Origin of the sequence: Aquipuribacter sp. SD81, from assembly GCF_037153975.1 — a bacterium.
In the GTDB taxonomy this organism is placed as follows: domain Bacteria; phylum Actinomycetota; class Actinomycetes; order Actinomycetales; family JBBAYJ01; genus Aquipuribacter.
Genome location: NZ_JBBAYJ010000002.1, coordinates 208,989 through 227,582, shown reverse-complemented (window position 1 = coordinate 227,582; position 18,594 = coordinate 208,989). Strand labels below are relative to the sequence as shown.

Annotated in this window: 12 protein-coding genes; 6 read left to right on the top strand and 6 right to left on the bottom strand. The window is 77.5% G+C overall.

What is annotated here, in order from left to right:
• Both WAA21_RS02180 and WAA21_RS02175 read left to right on the top strand, forming a co-directional pair.
• Window positions 1-1,403: SbcC/MukB-like Walker B domain-containing protein (locus WAA21_RS02180; RefSeq protein ID WP_336921100.1), on the top strand; the 1,403-nt coding region annotated here is incomplete at its 5' end.
• A 66-nt stretch (window positions 1,404-1,469) separates the two neighbouring features.
• Window positions 1,470-2,303 (top strand): PhzF family phenazine biosynthesis protein, encoded by an 834-nt coding sequence (locus tag WAA21_RS02175; protein ID WP_336921099.1) that lies wholly within the window; start codon window positions 1,470-1,472, stop codon window positions 2,301-2,303.
• On the opposite strand, the gene WAA21_RS02170 is transcribed toward WAA21_RS02175, so the two are convergent.
• Window positions 2,287-4,491: an ATP-binding SpoIIE family protein phosphatase gene (locus WAA21_RS02170; RefSeq protein ID WP_336921098.1), complete on the bottom strand. Its 2,205-nt coding sequence runs from the start codon at window positions 4,489-4,491 to the stop codon at window positions 2,287-2,289. The genes WAA21_RS02175 and WAA21_RS02170 overlap by 17 nt on opposite strands.
• Before the next feature lie 104 nt (window positions 4,492-4,595).
• Here WAA21_RS02170 and WAA21_RS02165 point away from each other — a divergent pair, with 104 nt between their 5' ends.
• The gene (locus WAA21_RS02165) at window positions 4,596-6,011 is read left to right on the top strand and encodes an ANTAR domain-containing response regulator (protein ID WP_336921097.1); all 1,416 of its coding nucleotides are present in this window, start codon (window positions 4,596-4,598) and stop codon (window positions 6,009-6,011) included.
• 39 nt (window positions 6,012-6,050) lie between these two features.
• On the opposite strand, the gene WAA21_RS02160 is transcribed toward WAA21_RS02165, so the two are convergent.
• Window positions 6,051-7,304: an MFS transporter gene (locus WAA21_RS02160; protein ID WP_336921096.1), complete on the bottom strand. Its 1,254-nt coding sequence runs from the start codon at window positions 7,302-7,304 to the stop codon at window positions 6,051-6,053.
• A 154-nt stretch (window positions 7,305-7,458) separates the two neighbouring features.
• Here WAA21_RS02160 and WAA21_RS02155 point away from each other — a divergent pair, with 154 nt between their 5' ends.
• Window positions 7,459-9,687, top strand: a complete 2,229-nt coding sequence (locus WAA21_RS02155) for a SpoIIE family protein phosphatase (RefSeq protein WP_336921095.1) — start codon at window positions 7,459-7,461, stop codon at window positions 9,685-9,687.
• Window positions 9,688-9,712: 25 nt separating this feature from the next.
• On the opposite strand, the gene WAA21_RS02150 is transcribed toward WAA21_RS02155, so the two are convergent.
• On the bottom strand, window positions 9,713-10,603 hold the full coding sequence (locus WAA21_RS02150; RefSeq protein ID WP_336921094.1) for an SMP-30/gluconolactonase/LRE family protein: 891 nt from the start codon (window positions 10,601-10,603) through the stop codon (window positions 9,713-9,715).
• Between the two features lie 203 nt (window positions 10,604-10,806).
• On the opposite strand from WAA21_RS02150, the gene WAA21_RS02145 reads away from it, so the two are divergent.
• Complete coding sequence (locus WAA21_RS02145) at window positions 10,807-12,036, top strand: multidrug effflux MFS transporter (RefSeq protein WP_336921093.1); 1,230 nt, start codon at window positions 10,807-10,809, stop codon at window positions 12,034-12,036.
• Window positions 12,037-12,123: 87 nt separating this feature from the next.
• On the opposite strand, the gene WAA21_RS02140 is transcribed toward WAA21_RS02145, so the two are convergent.
• From WAA21_RS02140 to trhA, 3 genes are all read right to left on the bottom strand, one after another.
• Entirely contained in the window at window positions 12,124-15,435 is a 3,312-nt protein-coding gene (locus WAA21_RS02140; protein ID WP_336921092.1) for a S41 family peptidase, read from the bottom strand.
• 67 nt (window positions 15,436-15,502) lie between these two features.
• A complete protein-coding gene (locus tag WAA21_RS02135) occupies window positions 15,503-16,741 on the bottom strand; it encodes a PP2C family protein-serine/threonine phosphatase (protein ID WP_336921091.1) in 1,239 nt (412 codons plus the stop codon).
• Between the two features lie 103 nt (window positions 16,742-16,844).
• On the bottom strand, window positions 16,845-17,543 hold the full coding sequence (gene trhA, locus WAA21_RS02130; RefSeq protein WP_336921090.1) for a PAQR family membrane homeostasis protein TrhA: 699 nt from the start codon (window positions 17,541-17,543) through the stop codon (window positions 16,845-16,847).
• A 206-nt stretch (window positions 17,544-17,749) separates the two neighbouring features.
• Here trhA and WAA21_RS02125 point away from each other — a divergent pair, with 206 nt between their 5' ends.
• Window positions 17,750-18,511, top strand: coding sequence for an isoprenyl transferase (locus tag WAA21_RS02125; protein ID WP_336921089.1), 762 nt, complete (start codon window positions 17,750-17,752; stop codon window positions 18,509-18,511).
• Window positions 18,512-18,594 lie beyond the last annotated feature (83 nt).

Below are 18,594 nucleotides of genomic sequence, written 5' to 3'. Positions count from 1 at the left end.
TGCCGGCCGACGCCGCGCTCGCCGCCGGCCTGCCGCGCGACGTCGAGGAGGCGCTGCGGGCGCACGTCCGTGCGGGCCGGTCCCGGGCGGAGCAGCGCACGGCCGCGGCCGGGACCGCTCGGCGCCGGCTCGACGCGGCCACCCGGCTCGTCGAGGCCCTCGAGGCCGAGCGCGAGGCCGTGGCCGGTGCGGTCGAGCGGGCGACCGGCGACCTCGAGCGGGCCCGGGCCGAGACCAGCGGCGAGCAGCAGGAGCTCGACCGGCTCACCCGCACCCTCGCCGAGGCGCTCGCCGCCGACGACGGGGCCACCGACGACGGGGCGGGCGGCAGGCTCGACTCCCGCCTCGACCGGGCGGCCGCCGCCGCGCGCGAGGGGGAGCGCACCGCCACGGCGCTCCTGCGGTCGACCCGCGAGCTCGTGCAGGCGAGACAGGAGGCCGAGCAGCAGGCGGAGCGCACCCGGGCGGCGGCGCTCGAGGCGGGCTTCGCCGACCCGGCGGCCGCGCTCGCCGCCGCGCGCACCCCGGCCGCCCTCGCCGAGGCGCGTCGACGGGTCGCGGCCCACGACGAGGAGCGCTCCGCGGTGGCCGGCCGACTCGAGGCGGTCGAGGCGGGCCTCACCGGGCTGCCGCCGGACCTGCCCCGCGACGTCGACGGTGCCGAGGTGCACCTCGCGGACACCGAGCACCTGCTCGCGGACGCGGTCGAGGCGCACCGAGGGGCCGCCCGCGACCTCGTGCTGGCCGAGCGGTCGCTGGAGGGCCTCGCGCGGGCCGTGCCCCGGCTCGTCGCGCACGAGCGGGCGCTCGACCCGCTGCGGGAGGCGGCCCGTGACGCCCGCGCGCTCGCGGACCTGTGCGCGGGCGACAACGACCGCGGCATCCCGCTGTCGACGTACGTCCTCGCCGCACACCTCGAGCAGGTCGTCTCCGCCGCCAACGGCCGGCTGGAGCGCATGAGCGAGGGCCGCTACACGCTCGTGCACGTCGACGAGGGTGAGGACCGCCGTCGACGCGCCGGTCTCGGGCTCGCCGTGCTCGACGCGTGGACCGGTGCGCAGCGCCCGGCGGGCACGCTGTCCGGCGGCGAGACGTTCCTCGCGAGCCTCGCGCTCGCGCTCGGCCTCGCCGACGTCGTGACCGCGGAGGCCGGCGGCACCCGCATCGACGCCCTCTTCGTCGACGAGGGCTTCGGCACGCTGGACCCCGAGGCGCTCGACCGGGCGATGGACGTGCTCGACGGGCTGCAGGAGCACGGTCGGGTCGTCGGTCTCGTCAGCCACGTCGAGGAGCTGCGGCGTCGCGTCCCCCGCCAGCTGCACGTCCGGCGCGAGCGGCACGGCTCGACCGTCGTGGTCGACCTCGCCGGGGAGACCGCGCCCCCCGCCGTCGGGGCCGGGTGAGCCGAGACGGGCCGGACGGCGGGTACGTCTGACAGACGGTAGTGAGGTTTGCGACTATGCGTCACCATGCAGGCCGCCGTCGTCGATGCCTTCACCGACCACGCGTTCGCGGGCAACCCCGCGGCGGTCGTCTGGCTGCCGGAGGGCAGCCGCTCGCCGTCCCCGGAGTGGATGCAGGCCGTCGCCTCGGAGTTCGCCCTGTCGGAGACGGCCTTCGTCAGCCCGCTCGGCCCCGACCAGTACCGGCTGCGCTGGTTCACGCCGTCGGTCGAGGTGGAGCTGTGCGGGCACGCGACCCTCGCGACCGCGCACTGGCTCCTGGAGACGGGCCGCCAGCGCGGACCCATGACGTTCCGCACGATGTCCGGTCGGCTCGCCGCCGCCGGGAGACCGGGTCTCGTGAGCATCGACCTGCCGCTGCTGCCGGTCACCGACGTCCGCGCCCCCGACGGCTTCGACCAGGCGATCGGCTTCGTCAGCCACGAGCTCCTCGGCTTCACCGGGCAGTCCGAGGCGCTGCAGCGCAACGCCCTCGTGCTCGTCGACGCGGTCGACCTGCGCGACCTGCACCTCAACCTGCGCAGGCTCGAGCGGCTGCCGCTCGGCGGGGTCATCGTCACCGCCGCCGCCGACGAGGTGGCCGCGGCGAAGGGTGTCGACGTGCTCAGCCGCTACTTCGCCCCGGCGCTCGGCATCGACGAGGACCCCGTCACCGGATCCGCCCACAGCACCCTGGCCGCGTACTGGTGCGCCGAGCTCGGCCGGCGCACGTTCCGCGCCGCGCAGGTGTCGCCGCGCGGCGGCGTGCTCGACGTCGAGCTCGACGACAGCGGCGAGGAGCCGGTCACCCGGCTCACCGGGGGCGCCGTCACCACCATGGAGGTCACCCTCCGGGTCTGAGGCCCGAGGTCGCCCCCGGGTCCACCGCCACCTCGAACCACACCCGCTGCCCGCTCGTCGTCCGCTGGCTGCCCCACGCGTCGGCGAGGTCCGCGACGATGCTGAGCCCGCGCCCGCGGGTCGCGCCGAGCGGCAGCTCGTGCGGCTGGGCGACGCCGTGCGCCCCGCGGTCGCTCACCGTCACGAGGACCCGGCCGTCCCCGGCCCGCACCGTGACCTCCGCCGGCGAGCGCGCGTGCACGACGGCGTTCGTCACCAGCTCCGACAGGGCGACCTCGAGGTCCGCGACGCGGTAGGTCACGTCCCAGCCCCGAAGGACCTCCCCGAGCCAGCGGCGGCCCTCGCGCGCCGCGGAGGCCACGGGCGGCAGCACGCGGCGCGCCGTCCGGTAGCGCCCCGAGGTGCGCGCGGCGGCCAGCAGCGCGACGTCGTCGCTCGTGCCCGGGCCGTAGTGCTGCAGCAGCTGGCTGCACAGGGCGAGGGGGTCGGCGTCCGGGTGCGCCGCCACGACCCGCAGCAGCTCGTCCAGGGAGTCCCCGAGCGACTCGTCCCGGCGCTCCACGAGGCCGTCGGTGAGCAGGAGCAGGAGGTCGCCGACCTCGAGGCGGAAGTCGTGGTCCGGGCGCTCCCCGGCGATGCCGAGGGGCGGCCCGGCGGGCAGCTCGAGGAGGCGCGGCGCCTGGTGGACGCCGTCGACCGGGGCCGGGCGCAGCACCGGCGGCAGGTGGCCCGCGCTGGCCGCGCACGCCTCCCCGGTCAGGGGGTCCAGCAGCACGTAGCAGACCGTCACGAAGTGCCCGGCGCTCAGCGCGTCGCTGGAGTCGGCCATGCCCTCGAACAGGTCGCTGCTCGTGCGCAGCACGTGCCGCGGCGAGGGGTCGGTGAGCGCCACCGCCCGGATCGAGGAGCGGACCTGTCCCATGACGGAGCTCGCGAGCACGCCCTGCCCCATGGCGTCGCCGAGCACGAGGGCGAGACGGCCGTCGGACACCCGGAAGGCGTCGTAGAAGTCGCCGCCGACCGTGGCCCGGGCGGCGCCGGGCTCGTGCCGCGCGGCGACGAGCAGCTGCTCGTGCTGCGGCAGGTTGTCCGGCAGCAGGCTGCGCTGCAGCAGCTGGGCGGCCGAGCGCTCCTCCTCCAGCACCCGCGCGCGGCGCAGGGCCCGGCCCACGAGCTCCGCGCAGCCGTCCATGACGAGCAGCTGCGCGGCGTCCGGCTCGACGTCCTCGCACGCGTACGCGAGCACCCCGGTTCGGTCGCGGCCGGGCCGCGCTCCGGGCGCGAGGCGGAAGGGGAACAGCGCGACCGACCGCACCTGCCGGTCGATGGCGTCGGCGACGTCACCGAGCCACTGCCGCAGCACCTGGCCGTCGTGCACCCGGTCGCGCACGTCGGGGCGCGGGGCGAGCGCGTCCCACGCCCCGTCGCCCCCCCCGGCCGTGCCACGCGCGGAGGCGGACCGCCCGGGCAGCGGCTGCCACAGCGGCGGCAGCCGCTCGGCGGCCGGGTCGGCGAGGTCGGCCGAGGACGCGCGGACCGTCACCCAGCCGTCCCGCGAGCTGTCCTGCAGCGCGAGCCGGACGTACGTGGCACCGAGGTCGGTGACACCGTGGCGCAACGTGGCGCGGACGACGTCGTCGACCGTGACGGCGTCGGACAGGACGGCCGCGAGCGCGGCCACGCGGTCGACCGCGGTGACGGCGTGCGTCGTCTCGACCGCGACCAGCAGCGTGCCCGCGATCCGGCCGTCGCGGTCGCGCACCCGCGAGAAGCCGCGGGTGAGCGCGGGCGGTCGGGACCCGTCCACGACCGGCGGGGCGCCGTCCGGGGAGCCCTCCGGGGACGACCCCGCCAGGGGCACGAGGCTGTCCATGGTGAAGAAGGGCAGCCCGTGGGCGAAGGAGCGGCGCACCGCGTCGCCCATGCCCGGCACCGCCCACACCGGCCCGAACACGTCGGCGGCCGGCCGGCCGTACGCGCCGGGGTGCCGTTCGCCGAGCAGCGCCGCGAACGGCTCGTTGTACAGCAGCAGGTGGTCGTGGCCGTGGGCGTAGGCCATCGGCACGGGCGAGGCGAGGACGGTGTCGAGCACCGCCACGAGGGCCGGGTCGTCGCACGAGTCCCCGAGCGCGGCCGCCGTGCGGTCCCCGGGCACGCCGAGGGGCGTGGCGGGGAGCTCGGGACGCACCCGGTCACTGTGCCGCAGGCTCCGGCGGACCGCGCGTCCGCACGGACGCGCCCGCGGACGGACGGGCTGCCGACGGTCCCCGGCCCGTTGCCTAGGCTGCCGACGTGCCGACGCCCCCTGCCGGTCCGACCGCGGACGACGCGGACCTGTCCGTGCTCCGCGACGCCGTCGCCCGCCTGCGGGACGAGGTCGCCGGGCTGCAGGAGGCGCGCCACCGCCGGGCGGTCATCGAGCAGGCCAAGGGCGCCCTCATGGCGACACGTGGCGGGGACGCGGACGAGGCGTTCGACCACCTGCGCCGGGTCTCGCGCCAGAGCAACCGGCGCGTCGTCGACGTCGCCGCCGACGAGCTCGCGCGGCTGGGCGCGGGTGCCGTCCGCCCCGTCCAGGCCACGACGACCGCGGGCACCACCCTGGGCGCCCTCGCGGACGGGCGCGTCCACGGCACCGTCGAGGGTGCCCTCGACGGTGCCGCTGAGGCTCCCGCTGACGGAGCCGCCGACGACGGCGCGGCCGGCACCGCGGGCCCGCCGCGGAGGGCGACCATCCCGCCGCTCGGGCTCCGGCCCGGTCGGCGGGACACCCCGCGCGCTGCGCCCGCCGACCGGGCGGCCGGCGAGCCGCACCCGCGACCCACCACGACGGCGCCGACGCTGCCGTCGCGGGAGGAGCGCGACCGCAGGCTCGTGCTCCTGGAGGTGGCCGCCCGCGGGTCGGCCACCGTCGACGAGCTCGCGCGCTCCTTCGCCCGGCTGTGCTCGTGGCCCGCGCCGCCCGACGAGCTCGTCGTCCAGCGGATCGGGGCCGGCGGCACGCTCGACCTCGTGGCCGCCGTCGGCTTCCCCGCCGACTTCGAGGTCCGCTGGCACCAGGTCCCGCTCGGCATCGACATGCCCGTCGGGCACACCGGGCGGACGGGGGAGGCCGTCTTCGTCGAGGACGCCGCCGAGGTCGCCGACCGCTGGCCGGCGCTCGCCTACGAGGACGTCCACGCGTGCGCCGTCCTGCCCGTCGTCGTGCAGGACGTGCTGGTCGCCGTGGTCGGTCTCGGGTGGCGGCGGGCGACCCGCATGAGCGGGCACGACCGGCGCATGATGGGAGCCGCGGTCGCGACGGTCACGGAGTCGCTGGTCCGTCTGCTGCCCGGCGGCGGGGTCGAGCCGCTGCTGGCGGGCTGGACGGCACCCGAGGAGGAGCCCGCGGTCCGGACGGCGCTGGACGCCGTCATCGAGGAGGCGGTGCTGCTGCTCCCGGTGGTCGCGGAGCGCGACCTGCGGCTCGTGTGGTGGAACGACGCCGCGAGGTCGCGCGCGGGGGCGGTGACGGGCGGCCGCGTCAGCGAGGTGGCACCGCACGTCGTCGGCAGCGACCTGTGGGGCGCCTGCCAGCACGTGCTGCGGCACCGTTCCCGGGCGGACCTCCGCACGTCGTCGTGGTGGTGGCGGACGGCCGAGGACGGGCACCCGCACAGGGTGCGGGTCGCGTCGATGTGGAACGGCCTGCTCGTCGCCCGCTGCTGACCCGCCGCCCCTTGTCGGCGGCACCCGGGCGCCGCCCGGTCAGCGCGTGCGCGCGACCACGTCGGGCGCCGTCTCCGGCATCCGGAGCGCCGCCACGCCCGCGACGCCCACGACGACGGCGCTCACCGCGAAGGCGAGCGGGTACCCGCTCGCGTCCGCGAGCGCGCCGGCCGCGAGCGGGCCGACGACCGCGCCCAGGTCGCTCGCCATCTGCAGCGCCGCGACCCGGCCGCCGGTCCGGCCGACGTCGGCGACGAGCGCGCCGGGCGCACTGGCGAGGAACGCGGCGCCCACCCCGAAGCCGGCCATGCCGACCGCGGCGAGCACGAGCCCGACCGTCCCGGTCACCGGCACGGCGAGCAGCCCGACGAAGCCGGCCCCGAGCCACGAGCCGAGCAGCAGGGCCGGGCGACGCCCGCGGGTGTCGGCCAGCCCGCCCGCCAGACGCAGCGTGACGCCCTGCGCGACCGCGCCGAGCAGCAGCACGACACCCGCGAGCGTCGCGCTGCCGCCGAGGTCGACGACGTAGAGCGTGACGAGCGAGTTGCGCACCCCGAAGAGCATCCAGCCGACCCCGAGGTTCGCGACGAGGGCGACGGCCAGCACGGGGTGCAGCAGCAGCCGGCGCGCCGCGGCCAGGCGCTCGGGCAGCGGCACCGCGGCCGCCGCGGCGGCCTGCTCCTGCGGCGGCGGGGAGGGCAGGCCGAGGCGGGCGACGAGCGCGGCGACGACGAGCGTCGTGCCGTACGTGACGAACGGCAGCCAGACCGCGACGTCGGTCAGCAGGCCGCCGAAGGCCGGCCCCACCATGCCCCCGAGCAGGAAGCCGCCCTGGAACGTCGCGGTCGCCCGCGCCCGGGCCCGCTCGGGCGCGACCCGCAGCAGCAGGGTCACCGCCGCGATCGTGAACGCGGCGGAGCCGACCCCGCCCGCGGCGCGCAGGAGCACGAAGACCGGGAAGGAGGGCGCGAACCCCGCGACGCCGCTGGTGACGGCGACGGTGAGGCAGCCCGCGACGAGCACGGGCCGCTCGCCCCAGCGCGTGACCAGGCGGCCGCCCAGCGGGCCGGTGACGAGGCGGAAGAACGCGAAGGCGCTGACGGCGAGCCCAACGGCGGTGCGGCCCACCCCGAAGGAGTCCGCGAAGAGGGCGATGGCCGGCACCACGATGCCGAAGCCGAGGGCGACGACGAACGCGACGGCGGCCAGCACCCACACCGGTGCCGGCAGCCCGGGCGCGCCGCCGGGTGCGTCGGGCGGCTGCGAGGCGCCCGAGGCGCGCGTGCCCGACACGCCGCGAACCGTAGCCCGCGTCGGGCACGGGCGGCGGCGCGACGTCGGGACGCGACGTCGGGGCGGGCCGTCGACGCACGGTCGGGCTACGATCATGCCCGCCGCGAGACCGTCGGCGAGGACGCCGCGAGGCGACGTGCCCGGAGGACCCGGCGTGCCCGTTGACCCCCTCGCTCCGAACAGGGCACGACCCGTCGAGCCGGCCGCCCGGGCGACGCTGGACGGCGGCCCCCACGAGCCGTGGCCGGACTTCGCGTCGGTGGCCGTCGCGCGCGACGTGCTCGGCGAGGGCGCCGACGACCCGACGCTGCGGGCGGTGCTCGACCTCGTCATGGTCTCCCCGGTCCCCATGGCGTACGCGCACGGGGCCCGGCACCGCCTGCTGTTCAACGCCGCGTACGCCACCTTCCTCACGCAGGACCCGCGCGACGCCTACGGCCGCCCGGCCGCCGAGGTGTGGGCCGAGGCGTGGGACCTGCCGGGGGTCGGCGACCGGGTCCGCCACGTCTACGCGACCGGTGAGACCTTCTACGAGGCCGACACCCTCCTCCCGCTGCTGCCAGACCGCTCGGGAGGGCGGCGCGAGGGCCGCTTCACCCGCGGCTACCTGCCCGTGCGCGACGGCGACGGCGCCGTGAGCGGCATGCTGACGGTCGCCGTCGAGACGACGGGGACCGCGCACGCCGTCGACCTGCTCGGCCGCTTCTCGGCCGCGCTGGCGAGCGCCGCGACGCTGGACGACGTCGCTCGGCTCGTGCTCCGCTTCGGGACCGGCCTGCTCGGTGCGGACTACGTGCGCCTGTGCGTGATCGGCCCGGGGGAGGTGCCGGTCACGGTCCGCGGCCTCGTCGACGAGGCCCCGGACGAGTCGCCCGACCCGCTGCCGCCGCTGTGGCACGCGCTGCCGCCCGTGCCGGCGGCCGCGTGGCGGGCGGTGGTCGACGGCGCCACGCTCGCGGGCGACGAGGCCCGCGACTGGCTGCTCGCCGTCCTCGACCGCCGCGCCGACCGGGTCGACCGCGACCAGCGCGAGCTGCAGGTGCTCCCGCTCGTCACCGACCGGGACCCGGACGGCGAGGAGGGCGTCGGCGACGCGGCCGCGGCGGGGGAGCGGGGCGGCCACCGGCGCCCCCGGCACCGGCTCCTCGGCGCGCTCGTCGTCGGCCACGACGGCCCGGTCGCCCTGGCCGAGCAGCTGCTGCTCACCGGGTGCGTGCACGTGCTCGTCCGGGCGGTGCAGCGCGCCCGCCGCCTGGAGGAGGAGCGCTCCGTGGCCCAGGTGCTCCAGCGCAGCCTCCTGCCCGACACCCTGCCGCAGCCGGAGCGCATGCTGCTGACCGGTCGCTACGAGCCCGCGCCCGGCACCACCGACGTCGGCGGCGACTTCTACGACGCGTTCGAGGTGTCGGAGGACCGGGTCGCGCTCGTCATCGGCGACGCCATGGGCCACGGCGTCGTCGCGGCCTCCGTCATGGGCCAGGTCCGCACGGCGGTACGGGCCGCGGCCCTGACGGACCCCGCGCCGGCGAGCGTGCTCGCGGCGAGCAGCGCCCTGCTCCGCTCGCTGGAGGCCTCGAGCGACGCCTTCAGCGCCGGGTTCTTCGTCACCGTGACGTACGTGCTCGTCGACCCCCGGACCGGCACGGCGTGCACGGCGAGCGCCGGTCACGCCCCACCGCTGGTGCGCCGCGCGGGCGAGGCCACCGCGGAGTGGGTCGACGTGCGGCCGGGGCCGCCGCTCGGCGTGGCGGCCCCGGTCGGCCCCTCCGAGGACCAGCACCCGGCGACGGACTTCGAGCTGGGGGTGGGGGACCTGCTCCTGCTCGTCACCGACGGCCTCGTCGAGCGGCGGCACGAGTCGCTCACGACGAGCATGGCCCGCCTGGCCGAGGAGGTCGGTGCGGCCCCCGGCGACGACCCGTTCCGGCTGTGCAGCGACCTCATCGACCGCTACGCGCGCACGAGCGGGGACGACGTGGCCGTCCTGGCCGCGACCCGGACCGGCTCGGCCTACCGCTCGGCCCGCACGACCCTGCCGACGGAGCACACGGCCGTGCGCGCCGCGCGCGCCTGGGTCGACGCGTGCCTCGACTCCTGGGGCGTGCCGGCCCGCCGCGACGACGTGCTGCTCGCGGTGAGCGAGCTCGTGACGAACGCGGTCGTGCACGCGCGGACCTCGTCGGAGCTGTCGGTGCGTCTCGGTGAGGGTCGCCTGCTCGTGACGGTGGCCGACCACGGGACCAAGGGACGGGCGGTCGCCCGCGACGTGCCCGACGAGGCCACCCGCGGCCGCGGGCTGCGGCTGGTCGCCGAGCTCGCCGACGCGTGGGGCAGCCAGCGGACCAGCAGCGGCCAGCGCGTGTGGTTCGAGGTCACGGTCTGACGGGTGCGGACGGTCGGGCCGGCGCTCACGCGCCGGCGCGCCACGGCGTCGCGGGCAGGCCGGGGGTGTCGACGCGTGTGCTGAACAGCCGACCCGACAGGGGGTGCTCCTGCCGCTGCTCGTCGTCGAGCTCCGCGGCCGCGGTCGTGACGACGAGGGTCCGCAGGTCGTCCCCGGCCAGGGCCATGCTCGTGGTGTTGGGCGCCGGCACGCGGACGACGTCGGCGAGCGTGCCGTCCGGTGCGTAGCGGCGCACCTGCCCGGCTCCGAACAGCGCGACCCACAGGTGGTCGTCGGCGTCGACGGTGATGCCGTCGGGGAGGAGGTCGTCGAGGACCAGGTGCGCGCGGCGCGGGCCGGTCGCCCCGGTGGCCGGGTCGTGGTCGCGGACGAGGACCGTGTGGCGCGTGGTGTCGACGCTGAACAGCCGCCGCCCGTCCACCGACCACGCGATGCCGTTGGCCTGGCCGAGGTCGTCGTCGAGGGTCGTGAGGGAGCCGTCGGCCTCCAGGCGCACGAGCACCTCGCGCGTGCTGCCTCCCGCCAGCGACAGGGTGCCGACGAGCAGCCGGCCGGCGGGGTCGGTGGCCGCGTCGTTGCAGCGGCGCCCGCTGCCGGCGGGCACGACCCGGACGCCGCGGGTGACGGCGCCGTCCGCGTCGAGCAGCAGGACGTGCTCCTGCCCGGCCAGCACGAGCCCGCCGTCCTCCCGCGGCAGCGCCGCCCCGACCTGCTCCCCGAGCACCGTCCGCGACGTCACCTCGACGAGGCCGCGGTCGTCCAGCCGGCCCCTGTGCACCGCTCCGGCGTGGATGTCGACCCACAGCAGGCGCCCGGCGGCGGCGTCCCACCGGGGACCCTCACCCAGGCGGTACGTCTCCTCGCCGGCCACCGTCGCCTCGCTCGTCCTCACCACGGCGCCCACCGTGCCAGAGCGCCGCAGCGGGCGGCCCGCCACCGCACCGTCGCGGCCCCGCGGAGGTCCGGGGCACCGGCCCCCCGGGTTCGTCGGTGCACCCGGCGGAATAGGGGCGCCGGTGCCCTGGTTCGCCAGGCGTGACCGTGGACGCCCGCCCCTCCGGCCCTGCCCCCCGCCTCCCCGGCGACGCACCCCCCTCGATGGCCCGCACCGCGCTCGTGCTCGGCGTCTTCGTCGCGATCGGGCCGCTCACGATCGACATGTACCTGCCGGCCCTGCCGACGATCGCCACCGAGCTGCAGACCACCGAGGCGGCGGTGCAGCTCACCCTCACCGGCACCCTCGTCGGCCTCGCGCTCGGCCAGCTCGTCATCGGGCCCCTGTCGGACGCCTTCGGTCGGCGGCTGCCGCTGCTCGCGGGCACGGCGCTGCACGTCGTCGCATCCCTGCTCATCATGCTCGCCCCCGACATCGTCACCCTCGGTGTGCTGCGCGTGCTGCAGGGCGTCGGCACCGCGGCGGGCGCGGTCGTCGCGCTCGCGGTCGTGCGCGACCTGTACTCCGGCCGTGCCGCGGCGACCATGCTGTCGCGGCTGTTCCTCGTCATGGGGGCGGCCCCGGTCCTCGCGCCCACCATCGGCGGGGAGGTGCTGCGCGTCACCTCGTGGCGGGGCGTCTTCGCCCTGCTCGCGCTGTACGGCGTCGCGCTCGTCGTGCTCGGCAGCATCGCGCTGCGGGAGACGCTGCCCCCGGAGCGCCGCCGCTCCAGCCGGCCGCTGGCCACCGTGCGCACCTACGGCGGTCTGCTGCGCGACCGCGCCTACGTCGGCCTGGTCGTCGTCGCGGGTCTCACCATGGCCGGGCTGTTCAGCTACGTGGCGGGCTCGTCGTTCGTGTACCAGGGCGAGTTCGGGCTCGACGAGCAGCAGTTCGGCCTGCTGTTCGGCGCGGGGGCGTTCTGGCTCATCGCGGCGACCCAGCTCAACCCGGTGCTGCTGCGCCGCTGGTCGCCGGCGACGCTGCTGCTCGCCGGCACCGTCGGCGGCGCGCTCGCGGGGGCGAGCGGTCTCGCCCTCGCCGCGACCTCGACCGGCGGCCTGCTCGGGGTCGTCCTGCCGCTGTGGGCGGTGCTCTTCGCGGTCGGGCTCGCCCTGCCCAACGCCCCGGCCCTCGCGCTCACGCGCCACGGGGAGGCCGCGGGTGCCGCGGCCGCGGTGCTCGGCGCCGTGCAGTTCGGCGTCGGGGCCCTCGTGTCGCCGCTGGTCGGCGTGCTCGGCAACGACGCCCTCGCGATGGGCGCCGTCATCCTCGTCGCGCTCCTGCTCGCCCTCGTCGTCCTCGTGACGGTCGTGCGCCCGTGGCGCCTCGCCGACCCGGACGCCCCGGTGGCGCCCGGCGAGCGCGAGGCCGTCCCGGCCACCGCCCACTGACCACCGCCCGCTGAGCGCCGCCCGTTGAGCAGCGCCCCCTGACCAGCGCCCGCCGACCGGGGCGCCCGCACCCCACGGCGCGGGCGCTCAGGGTCGCGGCGGCAGGGGCGGCGGGACCCGGGACGGTCGGGTCGCGACGTCGGCCGGACGCAGCGGCTCGTGGTCGGCGAGCGCCGCGAGCACGAGGCGGAGCGCCTCGGCCAGCTGCGGGTCGCGGCCGGCGGCCCAGTCCCCGGGCGTGACGACGACCTCGACGTCGGGGTCGACCCCGTGGTTCTCCACGTCCCAGCCGGGGCCGGCGAACCACGTCGCGTACCGCGGCTGCGTGACGCCGGTGCCGTCGACGAGGGAGTAGCGGCCGTCGATGCCGACCACGCCGCCCCACGTGCGGGTGCCGACCACGGGACCGAGCCCGCGCAGTCGCACGACCTGCGTGACGATGTCGCCGTCGGAGCCGGCGTTCTCGTCGCTCAGGCACACGAGCGGCCCGCGCCGCGCGTGCGCGGGGTAGGAGAACGGCTGCCAGCCGCGGCCCACCTGCCAGCCGAGGACGGTCCGGGCGAGCCGCTCCACGACCAGCTGCGAGACGTGACCGCCGCCGTTGCCGCGCACGTCGAGCAGCACGGCGTCCCGTTCGACCTCGCGCCGCAGGTCGCGGTGCAGCTGCGCCCAGCCCTCGGCCATCATGTCGGGCACGTGCAGGTAGCCGACCCGGCCGTCCGTCGCCTCGTGCACGTGGCGGCGCGTGTCCGCGACCCACGCCTGGTAGCGCAGCGGCTCCTCGTCGTCCAGCGGCACGACGACGACCCGACGGGGCGCACCGTCGCCGCCCGGGACCACGTCGAGCTCGACGGGGGTGCCCGCCGCGCCGACGAGCAGCGGGCCGGGGCCGCGCCCGTTGACCGCGCGGCCGTCGACGCGGGCGAGGACGTCGCCGGCCCGCACCCCGCCGCCGGGCGCGGACAGCGGCGAGCGGGCCCGCCCGACCGACGTCTCGCCGGGCAGCACGCGCGCGACCCGCCACCGGCCGTCGGGGTCGCGGCGCAGGTCCGCCCCGAGGCGGCCGAGGCGGCGCGCGGCCTCGACCGGCCGCTCCGGCGGCACCTCGTAGGCGTGGGAGGTCCCGAGCTCGCCGAGGACCTCCCACAGCAGGTCCGACAGGTCGTCGCGGGAGCCGAGGCGCTCCAGCAGCGGCCGGTACCGCCCGAGCACCCCGTCCCAGTCGATCCCGGCCAGGTCCGGCGCCCAGAAGTGGTCGCGCACGAGGCGGCCGTTCTCCTCGAACATCTGCCGCCACTCGGTGAGCGGCACGACGCTCGCGCGCACGCGGTCCAGGTCGACGGCGACCCGGTGGGGCGGGGCGTCCTCGGCGCCCGTCGGCCGGCCGGCCGGCACCACGAGGAGCGTCTCGCCGTCGCGGACGGCGAGCCGGTGCCCGTCACCGCTCGCCGCGACGGCGTCGGCCGCCTCCGCGAGCACGACGTGCTCGCCCGTGCCGAGGTCGACGCGCTCGAGCGCGGCCCGCGGCCGCTCCGCCGCCGGTCGGGGCAGCTGCTCGCCGAGCTCCCCGAGCCCGGGCTCCCGCCGCCACACGAGGCCGCCGGCCACCGCGCGCAGGTCCCGCACCCGGCCGGTCGGGACCGGGACGGGGACCACGCGCTCCACGAGGCCGTCCAGGTCGACCGCGGTGACGGCCGACCCGCCGTCGGGCTCGCGAGCCGGCTGCCCCGTGGTGTGCCCGGGGTCCGGCGCGGGACGACCGCCGGGCCGCGGGTCGAAGGGGGAGGCCGCGTCGCGGGTCAGCGGCAGCAGGTACGGCCGGACCCCGGCGGTGAAGGCGAGGTCGAAGACGATGTCGTCGTACACGGGGTCGAAGGTCCGTCGCGACAGGAAGGCGAGGTGGCGGCCGTCGGTCGTGAAGACGGGCTCGGCGTCGGTGAAGCGCAGGGGGGTGGCCTCGACGACGAGGTCGCCGTCGTCCCCGCCGCCGTCGTCCCCGCCGCCGTCGGGCGCGGGGCCGCGCAGGCGCGCGAGCCGGATCTGGCTGAGCGGCTCCGGACCGGGGGCGCACCACGCGAGCCAGCCGGAGCACGGGCTGAAGGCGAGGTGCGTCGGACCGTCGTCGCTCGTGCGGTCGAGCACCCGCCACGGGTCGGCGTCGGCGCCGGACGTGAGGTCGACGACCACGAGCCGGCCGTCGTGGGTGCCGACCGCGGCGGTGCGCCCGTCAGGGCTCAGCGCGAGGTCGCGGGCCCGGCCGAGCCGCCCCGTGGCCAGGCGCCGGGGCTCCGCGTCGCCCGCGACGACGCAGACGGCGTCCTCGCCCTCGGCGTCGTCGACCCACGCGACGACGAGGTCGTCGTCCTCGCCGACGGCCCGCACGAGCCGGGCCCGCGCCCCGTCGGGGACCGGCAGGGCGCGCGCGGGGCCGTCCTGCGTCGCGGCGACGTGGACGCCTCCGCGCACGCCGAGCACGACCCGGCGGCCCCGGCGGTCGAGGGCGACGTCGTCGAGGTGCCGTGCGACGGGGACGGGCTGCGCGACGGTGACCGACCGCGGCCCTCCCGTCGACACCTCGAGCCGGCGCGGTCGCGAGGCCCGCCCGAGGTCCTCCAGCAGCCACAGCTCGCCGCCGCACGCGTAGACGACGCGCTCGCCGTCGGTGCTCGCCTGCCGGGCCCAGAAGCCGTCGTGGTCGGTGTGCCGGCGCAGGTCCGAGCCGTCGGGGCGGACGGAGTACACGTTGCCGTGGCCCTCGTGGTCGGACAGGAACGCGACGCGGCCACCGACGACCATGGGGTGCACGAGCTGCCCGTCGAGGTCCGGGCGCAGCGGCTCGAACGCGGCGCTGCCGTCGCCGGTGTCGTCGGTCGCGGCCCACAGCCGCGACGCCGTCCCGCCGCGGTACCGCTTCCACCACGCGTAGTCGCGGCGCCGGCCGCCGAAGCCCCGCGAGAGCACCGTGAGCCCCGTCGCGTCGCGCGCGAGGCCGGTGACCGGGCCGTACGGCAGCACCGGCGCCGGGCCCCCGTCGAGGGGGACCGCGCGGGCCCACGTGCGCGAGCGCTGCGGCTGGTCGACCGCCGTGGCCGCGACGACGGCGCCGTCGTGCCAGCCGAGGACGCGCAGGTGGGTGTCGCCCCACCACGTCAGCCGGTCCGCGCCACCGCCGTCGACCGCCGCGGCCACGACGTCGGGGGCGCCGTCCCGGCCGCTCACCCACGCGACGCGGGTGCCGTCGGGCGACAGCACGGGGTACGCCACCGGCGCCCGGTCCGCCGAGAGCCGCTCGGCGCGCCCGGGCCCGGCACCGGCGAGGTCCACGAGCCAGACGTCGTCCTCGGCCGCGAGCGCGAGGCGCTCACCGGCGAGCGACGGGAACCTCAGGTACCCCTGCATGCCCGCACCCTACGGACGGCGGGGACCTCGGTCCCACCTCGGCGACGCGCGTGCGGAAGCGACGGCGCTACGGCGGTGCGGTGCCGCCGTCGGTGCGTGTCGCGGCCCCGGAGCGCCACTCGACGATGACGGTGGTCGCGTCGTCCTGCAGCTGGCCGTGCTGGTGCCGCAGCAGCGCCCGGTTGAGCCGGCGGAGCGTCTCCGCGACCGGTCGTCCGTCGGCGTCCTCGCGCACGAGCAGGTCGACGAGGCGCTCGACGCCGAAGAACGTGCCGGCCTCGTCGCGCGCCTCGGTGACGCCGTCGGTGTGCAGGAGGAGGCGGTCGCCGGGCTGCAGCCGCTCGGAGACCACCTCCGGCGGGCCGTCGAACAGCCCGAGGCCGATCGGCACCCCGACCGCGGTGTCGAGCCGCTTGACGACACGGCCCTCGCGCAGCAGGAGCGCGGGCGGGTGCCCGCACGTCACCCACGACCACGTGCCGCTCGGCACGTGCAGCTCGCCGACGACGCCGGTGAGGAACTTGTCCGCCCCGAACTGCGTCGCGACGACGCGGTCGGCCGTGAGCACCCGCTGCGGCAGCGGCACCGAGGAGCGGCGCGTGTTGCGCAGCACCGACAGCGCCACCGAGGCCAGCAGGGTCGCCTCCAGGCCGTGGCCCATGGCGTCGAGCAGCGCCACGTGGGCGACGTCGCCGTCGAGGGAGTAGTCGAAGGAGTCGCCCGCCACCTCGGTGGCCGGCACGAGCACGCCGGAGATCGACACCTCCGGTGCGACGAAGGTGAGCGGCGGGAGCAGGCTCCACTGCAGCTCGGCGGCCACGCTGAGGCGCGCCCGGCGCCGGGTCCGCTCGACGGCGTCACCGTAGGCGCCGCGGGTGAGGACGAGCTCGGCGAGCAGGGTCGCGACGTCGCGCGCGTCGAGCAGGAAGCCGGGGTCCGCCTCCTCGCCGGGCGGCAGCCGCAGGCACAGCACCCCGAGCCGTTCGGTGCCGTTGAGGACGGGCGTCCACACGGTCGACACGTCGCCGACGGTGCTCACGTGGGGGCGCACGTCGCTGTACACGACACCCGGCACCGTGCCCTCGATCGCCACGGCGTCGGTCGGGGCACCGGTGCGGGTCGTGTCGTCGAGGAGGGGGACGAGCCACTCCTGCTCGTAGTCGGCGAGGAGCAGGGCACCGTCCTGCACCCCGAGGTGCGTCAGGCCGGCGCGAACCAGCTCGGGGAGGTCCCCGGGGGAGGCGAGGTGAGAGGAGCGGAGCAGCGTGCGGATCGCCGCGAGGGCGCGGTCGTCACGCTCGTGCACGCTGCCTCCCGGGCCTCGCCGCCGCGGCCGCGGGCCGGCCGCTGCCGCGACCGTACGCCACGGCGCCGGTGGGGGCGCGGGTCAGGTGCTGGTCAGGTGCGCGTCAGGCGCGGGCGAGGACCACGAGCAGGACGCCCGTGAAGTGCGCGGCGAAGGCGAGGACGGTCGCCGCGTGGAAGATCTCGTGGAAGCCGAACACCTTCGGGAAGGGGTCGGGGCGCTTGAGGGCGTAGACGACCGCGCCGCCGGAGTACAGCAGTCCGCCCGCGGCGAGCAGCGAGACGACGAGCAGGCCGCCGCCGGCGTACAGGCCGGGCATGAACCACACCGCGGTCCAGCCGAGCACGATGTAGATGGGGGTGTACAGCCACCGCGGCGCCCCGACCCACAGCACGCGGAACGCGATGCCGAGCGCCGCGCCGCCCCACACCAGGCACAGCAGGAGGGTGGCCTGGTCGCGCGGCAGCAGCAGGACCGAGAACGGCGTGTAGGAGCCCGCGATGAGCAGGAAGATGCTCGAGTGGTCCAGCCGCTTGAGCAGGACCCGCGTCCGCTCCGACCACCGGCCGCGGTGGTACGTCGCGCTGACCGCGAAGAGCGTCGTCGTGCAGACCGTGAAGACGACCGTCGCCGCCCGAGAGGCCGTGTCCGGCGACAGGGCGACGAGCAGCAGCCCGCCGAGCAGCGCGAGCGGGGCCGTGCCCAGGTGCAGCCAGCCGCGCAGCAGCGGCTTGACCATGGCGGCGACCTGCTGGTGCGTCGGCAGGGACACCGCGGGCGCGACGTGCGACGAGGGGCTCACGGGCACCACTCTAACCTACGTTTGCGTAACCTACGCGAGCGTAGGTTACGTGCGAGGTCTCCGGTGTCGGCCCTCGGGACCGCGCTCCATCCGCGGCGACGCCGTCCGGGCCCCCGGCTCGGCCGTCGGGGCTGCACTGCAGGACCGGGGGCACGGTCCGGGCGGTAGCGTGGGCGCGGCCACGGGGTGTGTCCGGAGGAGGTGCCGTGGGCGTTCGCGTGCTCGCCTACCGGGCGTACCAGCGGCTGCTCCGCTCGCGGCTGGCGCCGGCGGCGCTGCCGCGCCACGTCGGCGTCATCATCGACGGCAACCGCCGGTGGGCGAAGGCGTACGGCACGACCACCCGGCACGGTCACGCCGCGGGCGCCGACAAGGTCGTGGAGTTCCTCGGCTGGTGCGACGAGGTCGGCATCGACCACGTGACGGTGTGGTTGCTCAGCACCGACAACTTCACGCGCGCCTCCGACGAGGTCGACGCGCTGCTGGAGATCATCACCGACCTCGCCGACCGGCTCGCGGAGACCGGCCGCTGGCGCGTGCACCCCATGGGACGTCTCGACCTGCTGCCGGCGGCCACGGCCGCCCGGCTCAAGGAGGTCGGGGAGGCGACGGCCGCCGTCGACGGCACGACCGTCAACCTCGCGGTCGGCTACGGCGGCCGGCAGGAGATCACCGACGCCGTCCGCTCGCTGCTCGCCGAGCACGCCGCCCGGGGCACGCCGCTCGCCGAGCTCGCCGAGACCCTCGACGTCGACCACATCTCCGAGCACCTCTACACGCGCGGGCAGCCCGACCCGGACTTCGTCATCCGCACGTCCGGCGAGCAGCGGCTGTCCGGCTTCCTGCTGTGGCAGAGCGCCCACAGCGAGTACTGGTTCTGCGAGGCGTACTGGCCGGAGTTCCGCAAGGTCGACTTCTTCCGGGCGCTGCGCTCGTACTCCACGCGTCAGCGCCGTTTCGGGTCCTGAGCCGCACGTCTGCGTTCCTGTCGAGGTACGGCGTGGCGCCGACGCGCGGGTGGTGTGTGCGTGTCCTCGCCCACGCGTCCCGC